This window comes from Azospirillum sp. B506, assembly GCF_000333595.1.
Taxonomy (GTDB): domain Bacteria; phylum Pseudomonadota; class Alphaproteobacteria; order Azospirillales; family Azospirillaceae; genus Azospirillum.
In genome coordinates this window covers 1-19,241 of sequence record NZ_BADK01000765.1, presented here as the reverse complement: position 1 = coordinate 19,241, position 19,241 = coordinate 1, and the positions used below count along the sequence as shown (strand labels likewise).

14 protein-coding genes are annotated in these 19,241 nt (G+C 67.4%); 11 read left to right on the top strand and 3 right to left on the bottom strand.

Translation table 11 applies throughout. From position 1 onward, the window contains the following. A partial coding sequence (locus I71_RS24015; RefSeq protein WP_042699455.1) for a nitrate regulatory protein occupies window positions 1-1,287 on the top strand: 1,287 nt, incomplete at its 5' end. 5 nt (window positions 1,288-1,292) lie between these two features. On the opposite strand, the gene I71_RS24010 is transcribed toward I71_RS24015, so the two are convergent. The 3 genes from I71_RS24010 to galE are packed head-to-tail and all read right to left on the bottom strand — an operon-like array spanning window position 1,293 to window position 4,193. Further along, complete coding sequence (locus tag I71_RS24010; RefSeq protein WP_244434016.1) at window positions 1,293-2,519, bottom strand: DUF2336 domain-containing protein; 1,227 nt, start codon at window positions 2,517-2,519, stop codon at window positions 1,293-1,295. Between the two features lie 31 nt (window positions 2,520-2,550). Continuing rightward, window positions 2,551-3,111, bottom strand: coding sequence for a winged helix DNA-binding protein (locus tag I71_RS24005; RefSeq protein ID WP_244434015.1), 561 nt, complete (start codon window positions 3,109-3,111; stop codon window positions 2,551-2,553). A 53-nt stretch (window positions 3,112-3,164) separates the two neighbouring features. Next, window positions 3,165-4,193 (bottom strand): UDP-glucose 4-epimerase GalE, encoded by a 1,029-nt coding sequence (galE, locus tag I71_RS24000; protein ID WP_042699449.1) that lies wholly within the window; start codon window positions 4,191-4,193, stop codon window positions 3,165-3,167. 536 nt (window positions 4,194-4,729) lie between these two features. Here galE and I71_RS23995 point away from each other — a divergent pair. From I71_RS23995 to I71_RS23950, 10 genes are all read left to right on the top strand, one after another. Next, window positions 4,730-6,466, top strand: coding sequence for a type I secretion system permease/ATPase (locus tag I71_RS23995; protein ID WP_042699448.1), 1,737 nt, complete (start codon window positions 4,730-4,732; stop codon window positions 6,464-6,466). Next, entirely contained in the window at window positions 6,463-7,818 is a 1,356-nt protein-coding gene (locus tag I71_RS23990) for an HlyD family type I secretion periplasmic adaptor subunit (RefSeq protein ID WP_042699445.1), read from the top strand. The genes I71_RS23995 and I71_RS23990 overlap by 4 nt, the downstream gene beginning before the upstream one ends. Before the next feature lie 656 nt (window positions 7,819-8,474). Then, the gene (locus I71_RS40675) at window positions 8,475-9,293 is read left to right on the top strand and encodes a calcium-binding protein (RefSeq protein ID WP_083897375.1); all 819 of its coding nucleotides are present in this window, start codon (window positions 8,475-8,477) and stop codon (window positions 9,291-9,293) included. Between the two features lie 140 nt (window positions 9,294-9,433). Then, window positions 9,434-11,719, top strand: a complete 2,286-nt coding sequence (locus I71_RS23980) for a glycosyltransferase (protein WP_042699442.1) — start codon at window positions 9,434-9,436, stop codon at window positions 11,717-11,719. After that, entirely contained in the window at window positions 11,716-12,558 is an 843-nt protein-coding gene (locus tag I71_RS23975) for a class I SAM-dependent methyltransferase (protein ID WP_042699439.1), read from the top strand. The genes I71_RS23980 and I71_RS23975 overlap by 4 nt, the downstream gene beginning before the upstream one ends. Further along, window positions 12,555-13,952 (top strand): glycosyltransferase family 4 protein, encoded by a 1,398-nt coding sequence (locus tag I71_RS23970; RefSeq protein WP_083897374.1) that lies wholly within the window; start codon window positions 12,555-12,557, stop codon window positions 13,950-13,952. Before I71_RS23975 ends, I71_RS23970 begins: the two co-directional genes overlap by 4 nt. Then, a complete protein-coding gene (locus I71_RS23965; RefSeq protein ID WP_042699435.1) occupies window positions 13,949-16,144 on the top strand; it encodes a hypothetical protein in 2,196 nt (731 codons plus the stop codon). Before I71_RS23970 ends, I71_RS23965 begins: the two co-directional genes overlap by 4 nt. Before the next feature lie 54 nt (window positions 16,145-16,198). Continuing rightward, window positions 16,199-17,512, top strand: a complete 1,314-nt coding sequence (locus tag I71_RS23960; protein WP_042699432.1) for a glycosyltransferase family 4 protein — start codon at window positions 16,199-16,201, stop codon at window positions 17,510-17,512. 71 nt (window positions 17,513-17,583) lie between these two features. After that, on the top strand, window positions 17,584-18,771 hold the full coding sequence (locus I71_RS23955; RefSeq protein ID WP_042699429.1) for a polysaccharide pyruvyl transferase family protein: 1,188 nt from the start codon (window positions 17,584-17,586) through the stop codon (window positions 18,769-18,771). Window positions 18,772-18,809: 38 nt separating this feature from the next. Next, window positions 18,810-19,175 (top strand): hypothetical protein, encoded by a 366-nt coding sequence (locus I71_RS23950; RefSeq protein ID WP_049976308.1) that lies wholly within the window; start codon window positions 18,810-18,812, stop codon window positions 19,173-19,175. The last annotated feature ends 66 nt before the right edge of the window (window positions 19,176-19,241 follow it).

Below are 19,241 nucleotides of genomic sequence, written 5' to 3'. Positions count from 1 at the left end.
GCGCGGCGCGTTCCTGCGCACCGCCAGCTGTGCCGCATCCGCGACGTCGAGCAGCTTCTGGCGGTCAGCGCCCTGGTCCGCGATCTCAGCGCCCTGATCCATGCCTTGCAGAAGGAACGCGGCGCGTCGGCCGTCTATCTCGGCTCCGGCGGCAGCCGCTTCGCCGGTGATCGTGCCCGCTGGCAGGCCGACGCCAGGGCGCTGGAGTCCGTGCTGCGCGACCGCTTGGACCTGGTGGACGAGCAGTTGGACCGTCTCAGTTCCGGGGCGCAGTTCTATAACCGGGTCGCCATCGCGCTGCATGCGCTCGATGGCTTGCCGGCACTGCGCGATCAGGTGTCGTCGCTGGCGCTGGTGCCGCAGGATTCGGTGAAGTGTTTCACCGACATCGTCGGCCATCTGCTGGCCGTGGTGTTCGAGGCGGCAGATATCGCCGCCGACCCGGCGATTTCCCGCGCGCTGGTCGCCCTGTTCAATGTGGTGCAGGGCAAGGAATTCGCCGGGCAGGAGCGGGCGACCGCCAGCGCCGGCTTCTCGCGCGGGCATTTCGACGGGGCGGAGCATGCGCGTCTCGTCCACCTCATCGACGCCCAGAACCGCGCCTTCCGCATCTTCGCGGAGTTTGCCGATCCTGTCCAAGCCGCCGCCTTCCGCTCCGTCCTGGCCGATCCGGCAGTGGCGGAGGTGGAGCGGATGCGGGGGCTGGCGCTCAGCGACGATGCCCGCCACGGCGAATTGTCGGGCATCACGCCGGAGGCTTGGTTCGAGCAGGCCACCCGCCGCATGGACCTGTTCAAGACAGTGGAAGACCGGCTGACCGAGGATCTTCGCCACCTGTGCGAGGCCAAGCTGGCCGAGGCCCGCGCCGATCTGGAGCAGGCGGACGGCCGCGCCCCCGACGCGGTGATGCCGGTCGCCATGGTGCTGGTCGATGCCGATCCCCTGCTGGCGGGCCAGGACGGCGCCGGCCTCTATGCCCCCGACGGGTTGAGGCCGAAGCTGATGCGTTCCGTCCTCGACGTCGTCCAGGCCCAGTCGCAGCGCCTGCGCGCCGTCAGCCTGGAGCTGGAGACGGCCAAGGCCGCGCTGAACGAGCGCAAGGTGATCGACCGCGCCAAGGGCCTGCTGATGTCTGCCCGCAACCTGTCGGAGGAGGACGCCTACAAGCTGATCCGCAAGACGGCGATGAACCAGAACAAGCGCATCATCGAGGTGGCGGAGGCGATCCTCAGCATGTCCGACATCCTCCGCGGTGTGACGGCGGGAGGAGGATCGTCCGGCGGATGAGTTGACTATTGCACCGTGCGCACCGGTGAGAAGGGCAGACCCGCCTGATCGAGCGCCCGGTTGATCACCTCTTCCGACTTCTGGTCGAACAGCTGCAGCAGCAGGTCGTCGACCATCCAGTCGTTGGTCGGGATGCAGGCGGTGAACAGGTCGCTGATGACCTCGGCCTGGAAATCCTCGCGCCCCGCTTCACCGCCCTCATACTCCATCCGCTTGGCGACGCCGACCGCGACCTGGAACGGCTGGGTCAGGCCGGGGGCGACCGCGGCCTTTTTCAGCAGCGCCGCCATGCCCAGCTCCCCGTCGTCCCAGGCCAGCCGGCGGGCGTTCTGCGCCGGGATGCCGGCGCGGACGGCCATGCCGGCGACGAACAGCGACAGGTCGCCGGCGCACAGCGCGCGGAACAGCAGGACCGGCGTCAGGCGGCGGTTGGTGTGCAGCCACTGGATCACCGCGTCGATGTCCTCCGCCCCCCGCAGCACCGGACGCAGCATGCGCATGGTCGCCGCCTCCCGCCCGCGTTCGACCAGCCGTTCGACCAGCTCGCGCGACAGGCCATGCGCCTGCATCAGCGTGGTGCGCATGCTGTCGGAGACGAAGGCGACCACCCGCTCGACCATCGCCAGCGACAGGCCTGGGCGGGTCGCCGCAGCCTCGCTGACCATGCGGACACGGCCGAAGCGGTCGAGCGCACGGTTCATCGCGCTGTCCGGCACCGCGGCGCCGTCGTTGCGCAGCAAGGCCGTCACCGCGATCACGTTGCCGCTCTCGGCAATCGCGCCGGACACGCGGGCGGACAGGCTGGAGCGGCTGGCGACCGCCACATGCTTGCCGGAATCCGGATCGGACAGCACGTCCAGCAGCAGGTCGTCGGTCAGGCCGGCGGCATCGCGCAGGATGGGGAAGGCCACCCGGCCGACGTCGCGCACCAGCCGTTCGGCCAGATCTTCGGTCAGCAGCGGGCTGTTGCGCAACTGCCAGGCCACCGCCTCGCGCACCGCCACCTGGGCGTCGCCGGCGAAGCAATGGACCACCTCGATGGCCAGCGACCGTTCGGCCGGGCTGAGCGCGCCCGATTCCAGGTCGTGGAACAGCTTGTTCATCGTCTCGATCCGCGTTTCCGCGTTCGGCGAGGCGAGCAGCCGCTCCACATCCTTGGACGACAGGCCATCGGGATGGGGGATATCTGGGTTGGCGGCGGCGTGTGGCATCAGGGCACCCGGCTGCGGCATCGGAGCAAAACCTTCAATCGGACTGGGGGCCTCAATCGAAATCGAGGCAGGAATAGCGGACCATGTCGCCCCACAGCCGGTCGAGCCGGCGGAGTGTGCGGTAGCTGGCCTTCAGGTCGCGGACCTCGGTCTCGTTGCGCACCAGCGCCTCGGCCTGGGCCTGTTCCATCCGCCGCAGCCCCTCCCACAGCTCCCGTCCCTTGTCGGTCAGCTGGAGGCGGGCGGTGCGGCGGTCGCGCTGGTTGGCCGCACGGTTGATGTAGCCGGCATCGACCAGGATCTTAAGGCTGTAGGAGGCGTTGGATCCCAGGTAATAGCCGCGCTCCATCAGGTCGCGGACCGACAGCTCGTCCTCGCCGATCAGCATCACCATCAGCGCCTGAACCGGGCCGATGTCCTCCACACCCTGCTTGGACAGGCCGACGCGGACGACGTCGAGATAGCGGCGGTGCATCCGCTCGATCAGCCGCGCCATGCCATGGAAGTCGGCGAGGTCGAGATCCTCGCCCGGCTTTCCTCCCGCCCGGTCCGCGGCCCTGTCGTCCGGACCGGGTTCGGGTGCGTCGTCGTCGTCCCAGTTCAGGTTGCTCATCGCGTCCATGATCCTGCCGGCTCGATCATTGCTGTTTCCTTTCTGCTCACAAATCACTCCGCGGCGGCGGCAAGGCCGCGGAACCCCTGCGGATGCGCGCTGCGCCAGGCCCAGGCGCTGCCGATGATGCTGTCCAGTTCCGGGAAGCGCGGCTGCCAGCCGAGGTCGCGGCGGATGCGCTCCGACGAGGCGATCAGCACCGGCAGGTCGCCGGGGCGTCGGGGGCCGACCTTGACCGGCACGCTGCGGCCGGTGATGCGCTCCACCGACGCGATCACCTCGCGCACGCTGTAGCCGGTGCCGTTGCCGAGATTGTAGCGGACCGACCGCTCGTCCAGCACATCGAGCACCCGCAGATGGGCGTCGGCCAGATCGCAGACATGGATATAGTCGCGGATGCAGGTTCCGTCGCGGGTGTCGTAATCGTCGCCGAAGATCTCGATGTGCGGACGCTTGCCGGTGGCGGCGTCCATCACCAGCGGGATCAGGTGGGTTTCCGGGCTGTGGTCCTCGCCCAGCTTGCCGTTGGGATGGGCGCCCGCCGCATTGAAGTAGCGCAGGCAGGCGGACCGCAGGCCATGGCAGCGGTCGGCCCAATGCAGGGCGCGCTCGATCATGAACTTCGATTCGCCATAGGGGCTGCCGGGATCGATCGCCTCGTCCTCGTCGATGGGGATGCGCTTGGGCGAACCGAACAGGTTGGCGGTGGAGGAGAAGACCAGCTTTATCACCCCGGCCCTCACCGCGGCGCGGATCAGGTTCAGCGAGGTGACTGTGTTGCCGTGCAGGTAGGCGTGCGGGTCGCGCATCGAGTCGCCGACCACCGACAAGGCGGCGAAGTGGAACACCGCATCGAATCGCCATTGTCCGAACACGCGGGCCAGCGCCGCGTCGTCGGCGAGGTCGGCCTGGACAAAGGTCGCATCGGCGGGAACGGCTGCGGCGTGGCCCTGGCGCAGGTTGTCGAACACCACGACCCGGTGGCCGCGGTCGAGAAGTTCCGCCACGCAATGGCTGCCGACATAGCCGGCGCCGCCGGTGACGAGAATGGTTTTTCCGGACATGTTTTGGGTGGTCGTCATCGATTGGGTTTCCTTGAACCGGTTATCGGGCCGCAGCCTGAACAGGGCGGCCGGCGTGGTGGAAGGAAAGCGGGGGGCGGTGCAGGGCGGACCGGATGGGGGGATCGCAGTGCCATGCGAAAACTCATGCGGTGCAGCATGCACGATGTCTGCTGCGTCTGACCAGACGGCTGCGAAATACGGCACGAAGGGCCTAAGACCTTCGGCGAAGTGGAGTATTATCGTTTTTTATCAATGCGTTGATGATGGAGGGCTACCCCTTTTTCGAATGCTGGAAAGGGGTGAGAGCCAAAACTTGTCACACGTCTCTAAAATGTCTCCGGTGTATAGCTTAAGCCTGCCAAGTCTGCCGTCGCTTCCCCCCCCCGCGTCCGGATTTGTCCCGTCATAGGCGGCCCCCGGTCATCGGTCCGGCTGCACCCGGCGCCCCCCAGCCGGCTTCCTGTCCCGCGTCCGTCGCCGCCGGCAGCTGTCTTTGTTTTCCCCGATTTCCAGCGCCGTGCAGCCGGCCAGTCCTCCATTGGGAAGGATCGAAGATGAGTTCCGTGGATCGGCCCCTGCTGACCCAAGCCTACCGGAAGATCGGACAGGGACTGCTGCTGGCCGGCGTCCTCAGCCTGTTCGTCAATGTGCTGATGCTGGTTCTGCCGCTCTTCACCATGCAGGTCTATGACCGGGTGATGAGCAGCCGCAGCCTGGAAACCCTGACGATGCTGGCGATCATCGCGGTGGGGGCGCTGGCGCTGTATGGCGTGCTGGACTTCATCCGCGCCCGCGCCTTCCTGGTGACCAGCGCCGTGATCGCCCACCGCTTCAACGTCCCGGCGCTGGAGGCGTCCATCGTCGACGCGCTGTCGGGCGGTCCGCGCAACGCGGCGCAGACCATGCGCGACCTGAACGACCTGCGCAGCTTCATGACCAGCAGCGCGGTGACCGCCCCGCTGGAGTTGGCCTGGGCGCCGATCTTCCTGGCGATCCTGTTCCTGCTTCATCCTGTCTATGGCGTGCTCGCCATCGTCTCGGCGTTGGTGCTGCTGGTGATGGGCGTGCTGACCGACATGCTGACGCGGCGGCCGATGGCCCAGGCGAACGAGGCCTCGGCCCGCGTCTTCGCCGACATCGCCGGCACCGTCCGCCATGCCGAAGCCATCGAGGCGATGGGCATGCTGCCGGCGCTGGCCCGGCGCTGGCAGTCGGCGCAGAGCGGATCGGCCGGGATGATCGACCGCGGCGCCACCCTGTCGCGCGGTTTGGCGGCCTCCTCGCGCTCACTGCGGATGATCCTGCAGGTCGGTGTCATCGCCGCCGGCGCCACGCTGGTGATCGACAATCTGGTGACCCCCGGCAGCATGATGGCCGCCGGCCTGATCACCGGGCGCCTGCTGCACCCGTTCGAGCAGTTGGTGGATGGCTGGCGCCAGTGGGTGAAGGCGCTGGAGGCGCATCGCCGCATCCGCGACCTGCTGAACAACGGCGCCTCGGCCCGCTCCACCATGCCGCTGCCGCAGCCGCAGGGCGCGCTGACGGTCGACCGCGTCACCCATGTGCCGGCCGGCCTGAGCCGCCCGGTGCTGCGCAATGTCTCCTTCGCTGTCCAGGCGGGAGAGGTGCTTGGCGTGATCGGCCCGTCGGGAGCGGGAAAATCGACGCTGGCCCGCCTGCTGGTCGGCGTCTGGCAACCGACCGCCGGCGGCATCTATTTGGATGGCACCAGCACCTATCTGTGGGAGCGCGAGAGCTTCGGCAAATATGTCGGCTATGTGCCACAGTCGGTCGCCTTGTTGGACGGCACCATCGGCGAGAACATCTCCCGCATGGCCAGCGCCGATCCGGCGGAGATCGTCCGCGCCGCCCGGCTGGCCGGCGTGCATGAGATGATCGGGCGCTTGCCCTTCGGCTACGACACGCCTGTGGGCGACAGCGCCTTTTCCCTGTCCGGTGGCCAGCGGCAGCGCATCGCGCTGGCCCGCGCCCTGTTCGGCCGCCCCCGCCTGCTGGTGCTCGACGAGCCGAACTCCAACCTCGACCATGACGGCGAGCAGGCCTTGCTGAACGCCGTCCACAAGGTGAAGGCGGACGGTACGACGGTGGTGATGATCGCCCACCGCCCGTCCATCGTCGCCATCGCCGACAAGCTGGTGGTGATGAAGGACGGCGCCGTCGAACATTTCGGCACCCGGAGTGACGTTCTGAAACTGGTGCAACCCACCGGCATCTCGACTGGCGCTCCCGCCGGTGTGGCCCGCCTCGTCCGCAGCGGAGGACAACAATGAGCAGCGATACGCCTCTCCTGTCGTCACAGCCGGCCTGGACTGCGACCCTCGACGCCGTCCCGGTCGAGCCCTCCCTGCGCGGTACTGCGCTTGCCGGGGCGTTGGCCGTTCTGGTCGGCTTCGGCGGCTTCCTGACCTGGGGATTCACCGCCAGCCTGGACAGTGCTGCGCTCGCCGCCGGCACGGTTATGGTGGAAAGCCACCGCAAGACCGTCTCCCATCTGGAAGGCGGCATCCTGCGCGATTTGCTGGTCAAGGATGGCGACCTCGTGCGCGCCGGCCAGGTGCTGCTGCGGCTCGATTCCACGCAAAGCCAGGCGGTGGTGTCGCAGTTGCAGGGGCAATATTGGACGGCGCTGGCCCGGTTGGGACGGCTGCGCGCCGAGCAGTCGGACGCGCCGAATCCGCTGTTCGTTGATGAACTGGTCAAGGCTGCGCGCGACAATCCGGTGGCGGCCGAGGCGCTGGAGGTGGAGGAACGGCTGTTCCGGTCCCGCCACGACAGCTACGAGGCGCAGCTGGGCATCCAGCGCCGCCAGATTTCCCAGCTGCGCGACGAGATCGTGGCGCTGGACTCCCAGCGGGGCGCCACCGCCGACCGGCTGCGCTACACCCAGGACGAGCTGCGGGTGGTGCAGGGACTGCTGGCCAAGGGCTACGAGCGCAAACCTCGCCTGCTGGAGCTTCAGCGCAATGTCGCCGATTCGGAAGGCCGGCTGGGCGAGCTGATGGCGAACAAGTCCAAGGCGGAACAGGCCATCGCCGCTGCCGAGCTGACCATGATCAACATCGGCAATACCCGCCGGTCAGAGGTCGCGACCGACCTCCAGGCCGCCCAGGCCAGCGTCGCCGACCTGTCCGAGCGGCTGCGGGGGGCCGACGACGTGCTGCTGCGTCAGGCCGTCACCGCACCGCAGGCCGGGCGGGTCACGGGGCTGAAGTTCTTCACCTCCGGTGGCGTGATTCCCGCCGGTGCCGGGATCCTCGACATTGTGCCGCAGGACGACGCGATGATCGTGGAGGCCCGCGTCTCCCCCCACGACGTCCAGAATGTCGAGGTCGGCAGCAAGGCGATGGTGAAGCTGACCGGCTATCGCCAGCGTGCGGTGCCGCCGGTGGCCGGGCAGGTGGTGTCGCTGTCGGCCGATCAACTGGAGGACGACCGCACCGGCACTTATTATTTTGCGGCGCGCATCAGCATGGATGCGGCGGAACTGAAGGCCCTGCCCAATGTGGAGCTGCATCCCGGCATGCCGGCCGAGGTGATGATCCACGGCCATGCCCGCCGCGCCATCGACTATTTCCTGACGCCGCTGACCGACGGCCTTCAGCGGGCCTTCCGCGAGAAATAAGCGGAATTGCCATCCCCCCGGTCCTCCCCGTTCGGACCGGTGCGGGCTGGGGTCCTTGCCTGGGCCATCCCTGGCAAGCGGCCCCGCGGAAGGGCCGGCGTCCCCCACGCCGGCCCTTTTGCACATCGGGGACAGATGTGAGGCAGTTTTATTGCTGCCGATTCGGACAATGATTGTGTATGTGAGTATTGGGAGGTGCTTTTATCTGGCGCATATAAAACGACTGCCTTTTCTCTTTGCCGGTGACGGTTCGGCGCCGGCCGGCACTGCGGGGCCGTCGCCGATGAAACCGCTGTGGATCGGGGCGGGCCGCCTGATTTTAAAAATCTTTCTTTAACGATTTTGGCATTTTTCCCAGAAAACTCACCCGATTCGCGGCTTTCGACAGCGAAACAGTGGGGATGGCCATCATTTTTTAAAATGAAAAATGCTTAGAAATTCGACGTAAATCAAAATAACTGTCTTTTTGAAAATATATATAATGTATTTCTCTGCGAAAATTCGCTGTCTAGACTCAACTTTCTCTTCCATGTGCCCGAGTTTTATCACACTATCCGCCCGATAGATTTGGTTACACCGAAAGGCGAGCTCAGCCTTTCGAGCGAGGCCGAAAGAAGGCCCAAAAATCCCAATCACATCGCAAGGAGACACCTACGATGGCTACGGTTCCTGGGGGCAGCTACGACGTGCATATCGGCACGAATCACGACGATCTTCTGGTCGGCGGGCAGGGTGACTCTCTGTTGCTGGGGGGCAACGGCAGCGACACTCTGCTCGGTGGCAATGGACATGACCTTCTGTTGGGGGGCAACGGAGCGGACGTGATCCATGGCGGTGCTTCGGCGGACATGCTGCTGGGGGGCAACGGCAACGACGTCATCGACGGCGGCTCGGGCGACGACATCATCCTGGGGGGGAATGGTGACGACGTCCTGGTCGGCGGGGCCGGGCGCGATCTGCTGGATGGCGGCAAGGGCGACGACGTGCTGTCGGGGGGCGACGGTGACGACGTGCTGACTGGCGGCGCCGGTGACGACACGCTGTACGGTGGCGGCCACAACGATATTCTCGACGGCGGCAAGGGCGACGACCTGCTGCGCGGCGGCACCGGCGACGACGTGCTGAACGGCGGTGACGGCGACGACACCCTGTTCGGCGATGATGGCAACGACCGCCTGGAAGGCGGCAAGGGCGACGATCTGCTGATCGGCGGCGCCGGCCACGATGTCTTCATCTTCTCCGGTGGCGGCGGCCAGGACGTGGTCCTGGACTTCAAGGCCGGCGAGGACGTTCTGCAGATCTCCCGCAACATCAATGGCCTGAAGGTGACCGATGCCGCCGATCTGGCGGCCCGTGTCACCGACCAGCATGGTGACGCCGTGATCGACCTCGGCCATGGCGACAGCATCACCTTGAAGGGTGTCTCGGCTGCGGACATCCACAACCACCCGAACGATTTTTTCGTCATCCACTAACCGGACACCGACCGTCTGACGCTTCTTGAGCGACTGACGGGCAGGACGGACCGGTGGTGTCAAAGCCGCCGCCGGTCCCCCTTTGCCCAAAGTCGGCCTTCCCGAGTTTCAAACCCATCGACGTTGCCGGAATCCCATCCATGACCGTCATCGCCGTCCTGCCGAATTCGGTGTCGATCGCCCCCGCCCAAGGTTTGGCGCTGGGCCGCCGCTTCCTCCTCGTCTCCTGGACGATGGATGGCAAGATGGACGACACAGCCACCGTCGGCCCGATCACGCCGAGTGTCGACGGCCAGCCGGTGCGTCCGCCCTTCACCACGCTGACCATCGAAACCGGCTGGGGTGGGCGGCGCGTGCTGTCGATCCTTCCGGCACCGCGCGATCCGCGGATGCCCATTCATTTCATCGCCAACAATCGCGTGATTGCAGAGCTTCGCACCGAAGCCGGCGCTGCCTGTCTCGACCCCGCCGGGCTGCTGGGAAGCCTCGACGGTGCCGCCCGGCTGCGGGTGTTGCGTTTCCTGTTCGACTTCGCCTGCTCCACCCCGGCGCTGCGCCGCGATGCCGCTTTTGCCGGACTGTGCCGCCGGATGGTGCTGGACCGGGCCGCAGAGCCGGCCCTGATTGCGGTCCGCGCCACGGCGGGTGGCGATCTTCTGCTCTGCGCCGGCGCGCTGTCCGGTCGCTTCGGCGCCATCAGCGGTCTGGTGGTGCTGTCGCCGAAGGCGGTGGTGCGGGCGCCCTTCGACGCTGTCATCGGACCCGATCCGGCGGGGATGGGGCGCATCGCCTTCGACCTGCTGGTCGACCGCGGCCTGTGCGCGCCGGGCAACCTGCTGGTGGTTCTGGGCGCCAACGGTGTCGCCTGCCGCCGCTTTTCCGAAGAGCCGGTCGGCCTGCCGACTCTGACCGAGCGGCTGAATGCCCGGCCGGACACGCCGGCCGCTCTTCGCCATTATTTGCTAACCAGCCTTGCCAAGCGCGGCCTCAGCGATACGTCCGCCGCCTCCGCGGTCAGCGAGTTGCAGGCGCTGGCGCCGCTGCCGCGCCGGCAGGCCGCCAATGCCAGGCAGCCGATCGGCGCCTCGCTCGACCTCGCTGTTCCTACGGCCGATGGCGGCCTGTTCCTTGCCGGCTGGCTGCACGACCCGCATGGTCTGGCGGCGGATTTGGTGGTGCGCATGCCCTTCGGTGGCGAACGCCGGGTGGAGCGCTTCGCCAACCGCTTCCCGCGCGAGGATGTCGCCAAGTTCTACGGCGCCAGCGGCATCGATCACAGCGGGTTCGTCCTGCATCTGTCGGGCACTCCCGAACCCGCGGAGGCGCTCCAGGTGACGGCAGAGCTTCGGCTGGCGTCCGGCGGCTCCCTGCGCCTCGTCCCGCCGCCGCGTCCGCGCGCCCATGCCGACGCGCGTGCCGCTGTGCTGGGAAGCCTGCCGCCGCGCTTCGCCACAGCGGAGCTGCTGGAGACTGTCATCGGCCCGGCCGTCGCCCCGCTGCATGCCGCCCATCTCGCCACCCGCGGCGAGCCGGAAGTGGTCGTCTATGGCGAGCGCAAGGCAAAGCCGGCGATATCGGTCATCATCCCGCTCTACCGCACACTGGAGTTCCTGCGCTTCCAGATCGCCTGCTTCGCCACCGATCCGGCGATGGCCGAGGCCGAACTGGTCTTCGTGCTCGACAGCCCGGAGCAGCGCGACGAGCTGGTGCATCTGCTGCGCGGCTTCCACGCCCTCTATGGGCTGCCGATGTTGCTGCTGGTGCAGAGCGCCAATTACGGCTATTCGGCCGCCAACAATGCCGGTGTCGAGGTGTCCCGCGGCAACCGCCTGCTGTTCCTCAATTCCGACGTGGTGCCCGACCGTGCCGGCTGGTTGCCACAGCTGGTCGCGGCGCTGGAGGAGCGTCCGGGCATCGGCGCGGTGGGTCCGAAGCTGCTGTTCGACGACGACAGCCTCCAGCATGCCGGCCTCTATTTCGACCGCGATCTGCAGGGCGCCTGGTACAATCATCACTACTTCAAGGGTTTGCCACGCGACTTTGCTGCCGCCTGCCGACCTCGCCCGGTTCCCGGCGTCACCGGCGCCTGCCTGCTGACCACGCGCGACGTCTACAGCGCTGCCGGTGGCTTCTGCGAAGACTATATCATCGGCGATTTCGAGGATTCGGACCTCTGCCTGCGCATCCGCGGCCAGGGACTCGACATCCGCTATGCCCCGTCGGTGGAGCTGTACCATCTGGAACGCCGCTCCATCGGCCGGCACCAGGGCTACACCCGCGGAGTCGCCTCCGAATACAACCGCTGGCTCCATGGCTGCCGCTGGTCCGACCGCATGGCCGACCTGATGGCCCGCGACTGGCACGACGACGCGCTGCCGCCGTCCCGCAATGGCGGCACCCGCAAGACCGCACAGGTGACCCGATGAATGCGATTCTGCCGACCCCGCAGCTCGCCGTCCTGCGCCGCCAGACCGATCCGCGGCTGGAATGGCTCTGCGCCCAGATCGCGCGCAACCGCTTCCTGCCGGTGCCGCCACCCGAACTGCATTTCATCGGAGACGGCGATTTCCGTGCCATCGGGGCGGAATTCCTGCGCCATTTCGTCCGTCTCGGCGGTCTGCGTCCCGACCACAAGGTGCTGGAGATCGGCTGCGGCGTCGGCCGCATGGCACTGCCGCTGACCCAGTATCTGGACGGGTCCTACGACGGCATCGACATCGTGCTCGACGGCATCCGCTGGTGCGCGTCGACCATCACGCCGGCCTATCCGGAGTTCCGCTTCCATCACCTCGACGTCGCCAACGGCCTCTACAATCCCGATGGCCGGATCGAGGGCGAGACGGCGACGCTGCCTTTCAAGTCCGGGACTTACGACTTCGTCATCCTGACTTCCGTCATCACCCACCTGCGCACCGCCGACACCGAGCGCTACGCGGCGGAGATCGGGCGGGTGCTGAAGCCGGGGGGGCGCTGTTTTCTCAGCCTGTTCCTGGCCGACGCCACCGCGCGCGCCGGGATTGCCAAGGGCACCGCCCGCCCGGCTTTCCGCGACGCGCTGGGCCGCGATGCGCCGGGCGTGGAGTTGCTGGCCGATCCCGCGCATCCCAACGCCGCCGTCGCCTATGACGAGGAGTTCCTGCTCGGTCGCTTCGCCGCCCATGGCCTTCGTCCTGCCCGTGTCGTCATGCGCGGCCACTGGAGCGGCCAGCGCGAGACCGAGAATTTCCAGGACCTGCTGGTTCTGGAGAAAGGGGCCACGCCATGAGCCGCCGCCGTCTTCCTCTTTTGTCCGCCAATCAAGGCGCCGGTCCGCCCGTCCGCCCGTCCGCGCCCCCTCCGGCCCGTCGTCCGGTCGCCGCCCGTCCGCAGCGGGTTCTGCTGATCGCGCACAACCACCCCAGCCTGCATCCGGGCGGCACCGAGATCTTCGCGCACGAGCTGTTCGGCGGCCTGAAGGCGGCCGGTGCCGAGTGCCTGTTCCTCGCCTGCACCAACGACATCCACCGCGCGCCGCGTCCCGGCACGGGCTTCCAGACGCTGGGTCGCAGCGCCGACGAGGTTTTGCTGTGGGCCGGCCATTTCGATCATTTCCACCAGAGCCAGATCGACCTGCATGGGCTGGTGCCCGACCTGTCCAATCTGCTGCGCGCCTTCCGGCCGGACATCGTGCATGTCCATCACACGCTTCTGCTGGGCGTTGAGATGCTGTTCCTGATCCGCCGCGTCTGCCCGGACGCGAAGATCATCTACACGCTGCACGACTATTATCCGATCTGCGCCAATGACGGTCAGATGGTCACCCCGCCGCGTGGCGAAGGGGGGCGGACGCTTTGCACGAAGGCGTCGCCGGACGCCTGCCACCGCTGCTTCCCCGATCGGCCGGCCGACCAGTTCCTGTTGCGCGAGAAGCATATCAAGGCGATGTTCGGCTTGGTCGACCGCTTCCTGGCGCCCAGCCGTTTTCTGCGCGACCGCTATGTCGCTTGGGGCCTCGATCCAGCCCGCATCGAGGTGATGGCGAACAGCCGGCCATCCGTCGAGCCTGCCCCGGCGCGCGACCTCGATCCCGGCGCGGCGCGCGACGCCTTCGCCTATTTCGGCAATTTGAACCCCTTCAAGGGTATCACCGTGGCGCTCGACGCCGTCGCCCGCATGGCGCGCCAGGGGCTTGCCCCCTCGCTGGCCGTGCATGGCGGCAGCCTGTACCAGACGCCGGAGTTCCGCCAACGGGTGGCCGACGGCTTCGAGGCGGCCCGCGGTCTTGCCACCGCCCATGGTCCCTACCGGCCGCAGGAAATGCCGGCCCTGATCGCCGCCGCGGACTGGGTGGTGATGCCGTCGATCTGGTGGGAGAACGCCCCTCTGGTGATCCAGGAGGCTTTCCAGCACCGCCGCCCGGTGATCGTCAGCGGCATCGGCGGCATGGCGGAGGCGGTGCGCGACGGCGTCGACGGTCTGCATGTCCGCCCCAACGACCCGGCCGACCTCGCCCGCGTCATGACCCGCGCGATGACCGAACCCGGCCTGTGGGATCGGCTGTCGTCCAACATCCCCGCCGTCCGTCCGACGGAGGAGGCCGCGTCGCTCCACCTTGCGCTTTATGGCGAACTTCTGTCACCGGCTTCCGCCGCTCTTACCCAAGGGAATCGCACCCGATGAAGGATCGCAGCACCAAGGCCGACATCACCGCCGCCGTCCTGCTGGACGAGGACACGCTGATGCTGTTCGGTGCCATCGACCAGCCCCTGCCGGCCGACAGCGCCGTTCTGCTGGATGGCATGATCGACGGGCGTTTCAGCGGTGGCTGCTGGGTCGATGGAGCGGGGGAGCGCTGGTTCCTGGGGGCCATCCGCGTCCCCGGACTGGCCCACATGCGCCCGTCCCGCATCGAGATCGAGGATGCCCGGGGCAAGCATCTGCTGCTTCCCCGCCTGTCGAATGTCCGCACCAATCCGGCCCATCTGGTCGCCGCCTTGCGCGAGGTGCAGCCGCAGTCGCTCGATACCGCATTGGACGTCGCTTTGACCCTGCTGTCCGGCCCGGCGATGGGCGAGGGCGAAGCCGGAGAGGGTCACCGCCGGACCCGACTGCTGTCCGGCCTCGCCCATGAAGCGTCCCGCCCGGATGGCTTCGCCGAGGTGTTGGGCCGCTTCCGCGACGGCGCGCTGATGGTGCAGGGCTGGTCGCATGGCTTCCCGGCCGGCAGCACCACCGTGCTGGTCGAGGCCGAGGACCTGCGCTCCCATGCGATGGCCGCAGCTCCCTTCCACCGTCCGGACCTGCCCGACGATGCCGCCGGACTGCTGACGGTTCTGGAAGGACCGGTCGCCGCCCCCGAAACCATCCGCCGCATCCATTTCCGTGCGGTCGAAGGCTGGCGCTATCTGGCGATCTTCGAGCGCCGGCAACTGCTGGCCGATGGCGTCGCTTCCGCCCATGCCCGCGACATGTTGAGTCAGCTGCAGGGCGATGCCGCCCGCCGTGGTGTCATCGCCGCCATCGCCGCCCGCTACAATGGGGTGGAGACGGTCTCGCAGATCCAGGCGCCGGTACGCATGGGGCTGGACATGGCGGTGCGCGTTCCGGGCGCCGGGCTGTTCGTCTGCGGCTGGCTGCTCGATCCCACCCAGGCGGTCCGCGGGGTCGCGGTGAAGGGCGGCGGCTTGACCGCGCGGCTGGACAGCGACTGGTCGCGGCTGGCCCGGAAGGACGTGTCCGAGGCCTTCGCCCATGACCCGCTGTTCGCCGGCCGTCTGCTCCCCGGCAACAATGGCCACGGCTTCACCGCCTTCGCCCGCGAGCCGGCCGGCATCGCCGCCGACGCCGAGTTCCATCTGGAGCTGACGCTGGCCGATGGCATCGCCTTCCTGCCGCTGCCTTGCCAGCCGCCGACCGGCGATTCGCTGCGCCGCATGCTGGGAGCGGTCAATCCTGACAGTCCGGCCATCGACCGCGTCGTCTCCACCCATCTGGGGCCGATGCTGCGCACCGCCGCGTCGGGACGGGCTGCCCCGTCCTCCGTCCTGCACCCGATGGGCCGGACGCTGAAGACCCCGCGTGTTTCGGTGATCCTGCCGGTCTGCGACGGGCGCGAGGATGTCGACTTGAACCTTGCCCGCATGGCGAACGACCCGGACTTTGCCGAGACGGAGATTCTTGTGGTCGCCGGTGCCGGCACCCATGAACGTCTGGCCGGCATGGTCCGGCAGGCCGCCGGCTTCTACCGGCTGGCGGTCGGCTTCGTCGCCGCCCCCACGGCATCCGATCCGTTCGAGGCGGTGGCGGCGGCTCTGGCGCATGCGAGGGCAGACCGCATCCTGCTGCTGTCGCCGTCGGTTTTGCCGACCGAGCGCGGCTGGCTATCCGCACTGGAACGGGCGATTCGCAAGCCGAACGCCGTCGGCTCCGCCGCCCTGGCGCCGGTGATGGTCAGCCCGACCCTGCTGTACGAGGATCACTCGGTCCGCTTTGCCGGCATCGTTGCGGTGGAAGGGCCGGGCGGTGCCGTCACCTACGAGCGGCGCTTCGCCGGCTATCCCCGTGACTGGCTGAAGGAGCAGGAGGCCTCGGCGGTCGATGCCGCTTCGGCCGATTGCGCACTGCTGCCGCGCGAGCTTCTGGTCCGCGCCATGGCCGAGGGCGGCCGCTATCTGGGGCTTGAACCGAAGGGGCTGGATTTGTGCCTGCGGGTGCGGGCGGCCGGCGGTTCCTGCCTGTGGCTGCCGAAGGTCCGGCTGGTGGCGGTCGACGAACAGCCCCGGAGCGCCCGCGATCCCCGGCTGGAGCGCATGAGCGCCCTGGTCGACGAATGGAGCTTCGCAGAGCGCTGGAAGGCGTCCATCGCGGCCTAGTGCTTTGCCTTCGCCCGCTTCCTCCCCCCTTCGACTCGGACAGACGGTCACCCCATGAGCAAGACCAAGCGCGCGCTGATCATCAGCCATGGCCACCCCTCCTTCTCGCTGGGCGGGGGTGAGGTCGCCTCGTACAACCTGCACAACGGCCTGCACGACCTGCCGGGCTGGGAAAGCCATTATCTGGCCCGTGTCGCGCCGCCCATCGCCCAGCATCGCGGCTCCGCCCTGATGGCGCTGCGCCAGAAGGAACGCGAGGTGCTGTATTATGCCAACGACTACGACCATTTCCGCCTGTCCAATCGTAACCTGCCGGGGCTGGAGAAGGACTTCGTCCGCTATGTCCGCGACCTTCAACCGGACGTGGTGAACTTCCATCATTTCCTGGGGCTGGGGATCGAGACGATCCAGGCGGTGCGCCGTGCTCTGCCGCGCGTGCCCATCGTCGTGACGCTGCACGAGTACCTGTCGATCTGCCACCACCACGGCCAGATGGTGAAGACCAGTCGCAACACCTTGTGCTACCGCGCCAGCCCGGCCGATTGCGCCGGCTGCTTTCCCCATATCGGCGAGGCGGAGTTCTTCAAGCGCGAGCTGTTCCTGAAGACTTTCCTGGAACAGGCGGACTTCTACATCAGCCCGTCCAACTTCCTGATCGATCGCTATGTCGACTGGGGGCTGCCGCGCGAGAAGTTCCGCATGATCGAGAACGGCCTGACCATCGAGGGCATCGCACCGCCGCGCCCGGTCACCCGCGGGGGCAAGCGCAACCGCTTCGCCTTCTTCGGCCAGTTGACCGAGTTCAAGGGCGCCCATCTGCTGGTGGAGGCGGTGTCGCGCCTCTCTGACAAGGCCTGGGGCGAGGACGGCGCGCTGATGATCTTCGGCGGCAATCTGGAACGGCAGCCGGAGGCCTACCAGAAGCGCTTCAACGACGCGGTGGAGAAGGCGGGCGACCGGGTGCGCTTCTATGGCAGTTACCGTTCGGCCGAGTTGCCAGGCCTGATGAAGGACGTCGACTGGATGATCATTCCGTCGATCTGGTGGGAGAACTCTCCCGTCGTCATCCAGGAGGCCTTCCTGCACGGGCGGCCGATCATCGCCAGCAACATTGGTGGCATGGCGGAGAAAGTGACCCACGGCGTCGACGGCCTGCATTTCCGCAACGGCAGCGTCGAGGATCTGGTGGACCGCATGACGGAGGCGCTGACCACGCCCGACCTGTGGGACCGTCTGCGCCTGCGCATCCGCCGCCCGATCGACCGCGCCGAATGCGCCCGCCAGCATTCGGACGTGTTCGACGCTCTGCTGGCCGCCGGTGGTGCAGCCCCCTCCATCCCGGAACGCGCGGTGGCGCAACGATCCTGACCGACCCGCACCCGGCTCCGCGCCGATCCGCACACCATCCCCATCATCGCCCAAACCCAGGGAGAGCCGCCGTGGCCAACATCCTCGTCATGATTCCGTCGGGCGAAGTCTATGATCACGATTGCGTGCGCTGGTACAGCTACCAGGACATTCAGCGCAGCATCAACCACTACCACAACATCGGTGACGCCTTCGTCTTCGACTCCTCATTGAAGCTGCTGACCTACGACAAGCTGGATGTGCTGGAGATCCGCGAGTTCCGGCAGGAGGTCGTCGACCGGATCAATGCGGAATACGACTATGTCTTCCTGCGCGGCAGCAATTACATCCACGATTCGATGGACTGGCCGGTGGCGACCATCCAGGTGCTGGCGAAGCTGCGCATTCCCGTCATCGCCTTCGGCGTCGGCGCCCAGGCACCGGCCACCGGCAAGCTGACGCTGACCGAGGAAAGCAAGCGCATCTGGCGGATGATCGCCGACAGATCGGCCACGCTTGGTGTGCGCGGCACATATACTGCCGAAGTGCTGTGGGATCTCGGCATCAAGAACACCCGCATCGTCGGTTGCCCGACCGCTTTCCGCAACCGCGATCCGGAGCTGCGCATCGACCTGCCGGCGCTCGACAGCGTGCGCAAGGTCGGCATCACCATGCGCCGCGAGGTCTCCAAGCATTATTCGCCCGACGTGCGGAAATATCTGGAGCGTCATCGCGACTTCGTAAAGGACATCTCCCGCCGCTTCGACACCGTGCTGATGATGCAGGGCGAGGTGGAGGAGAAGAAGCTGCTGTGGGGCACCGAGGAGCAGAAGGCGGAGGCCTGGGCGCAGCTGCATGACAGCGCCTGGCTGAAGCAGTGGTATTTCGACGACGAGATGGACGCGCTGTACCGTGAGCGCCTATGGTATTCGGACGTCGTCGCCGACTATGAAAACCTCGTGCGTTCGAAGGATCTCGTGCTGGGTTATCGCCTGCACGGCAACCTGATGGCTCTGTCGAACGCCACGCCGTCGGTTTACTTCAGCTATGACAGCCGCACGGCGGAGTTCGCCGAGACCTTCGCGATCCCCTGCTACAACGTCTATTCGGACAAGCCCTTTGTCCTTGAGGAATATTGGGACCAGAGTCTGTTCGAGAAGTTCAACCGAACCTACTACCAGCGCTATCGCGACATGCGGGAGTTCCTCGATGAGAACTACGTCCCCCACCGCATGCCCAGCCACACCCTGTGCCGCACCGCCGACCGCAAGGCAGCGTAAGCGATAACGCCCTCTCTCCAGCGACCGGAAGCCGTCCCATGTCCGCCACTGCCAAGATCGTCGAGCTTCGCGACTCCACCCCCGTGGCCGATCCCCTCGACGCCCCGCAAGCGGCTGCCATCGTCGGGCATATCGACGCTCTTCAGGGGGGCCGGGTCTTCGGCTGGGCCTGGGACGGCAACCATCCGGCCGACCGGCTGGAGGTGGAACTGCGGCTGGAGCGCGACGGCGGCCCGCCGGAGATCCTGGCGCGGGTGGCGGCCGACCGGCCGCGGCCCGATCTGGCCGGCGGCGGCATCGGCGACGGCGCCCATGCCTTCGAGGCCGAGGTGGTTCTGCCGGAAGGGGGCGACCCGTCCCGGGTGGTGGCGGTGGTGCGCTCGCCCTCCCCAGTGAGACGGTGACCTTCGCCCAGCCAAACCCGAAGACCAGCGGCTCGACCGGCTGCTGGAACCCACCTGCAACGGATC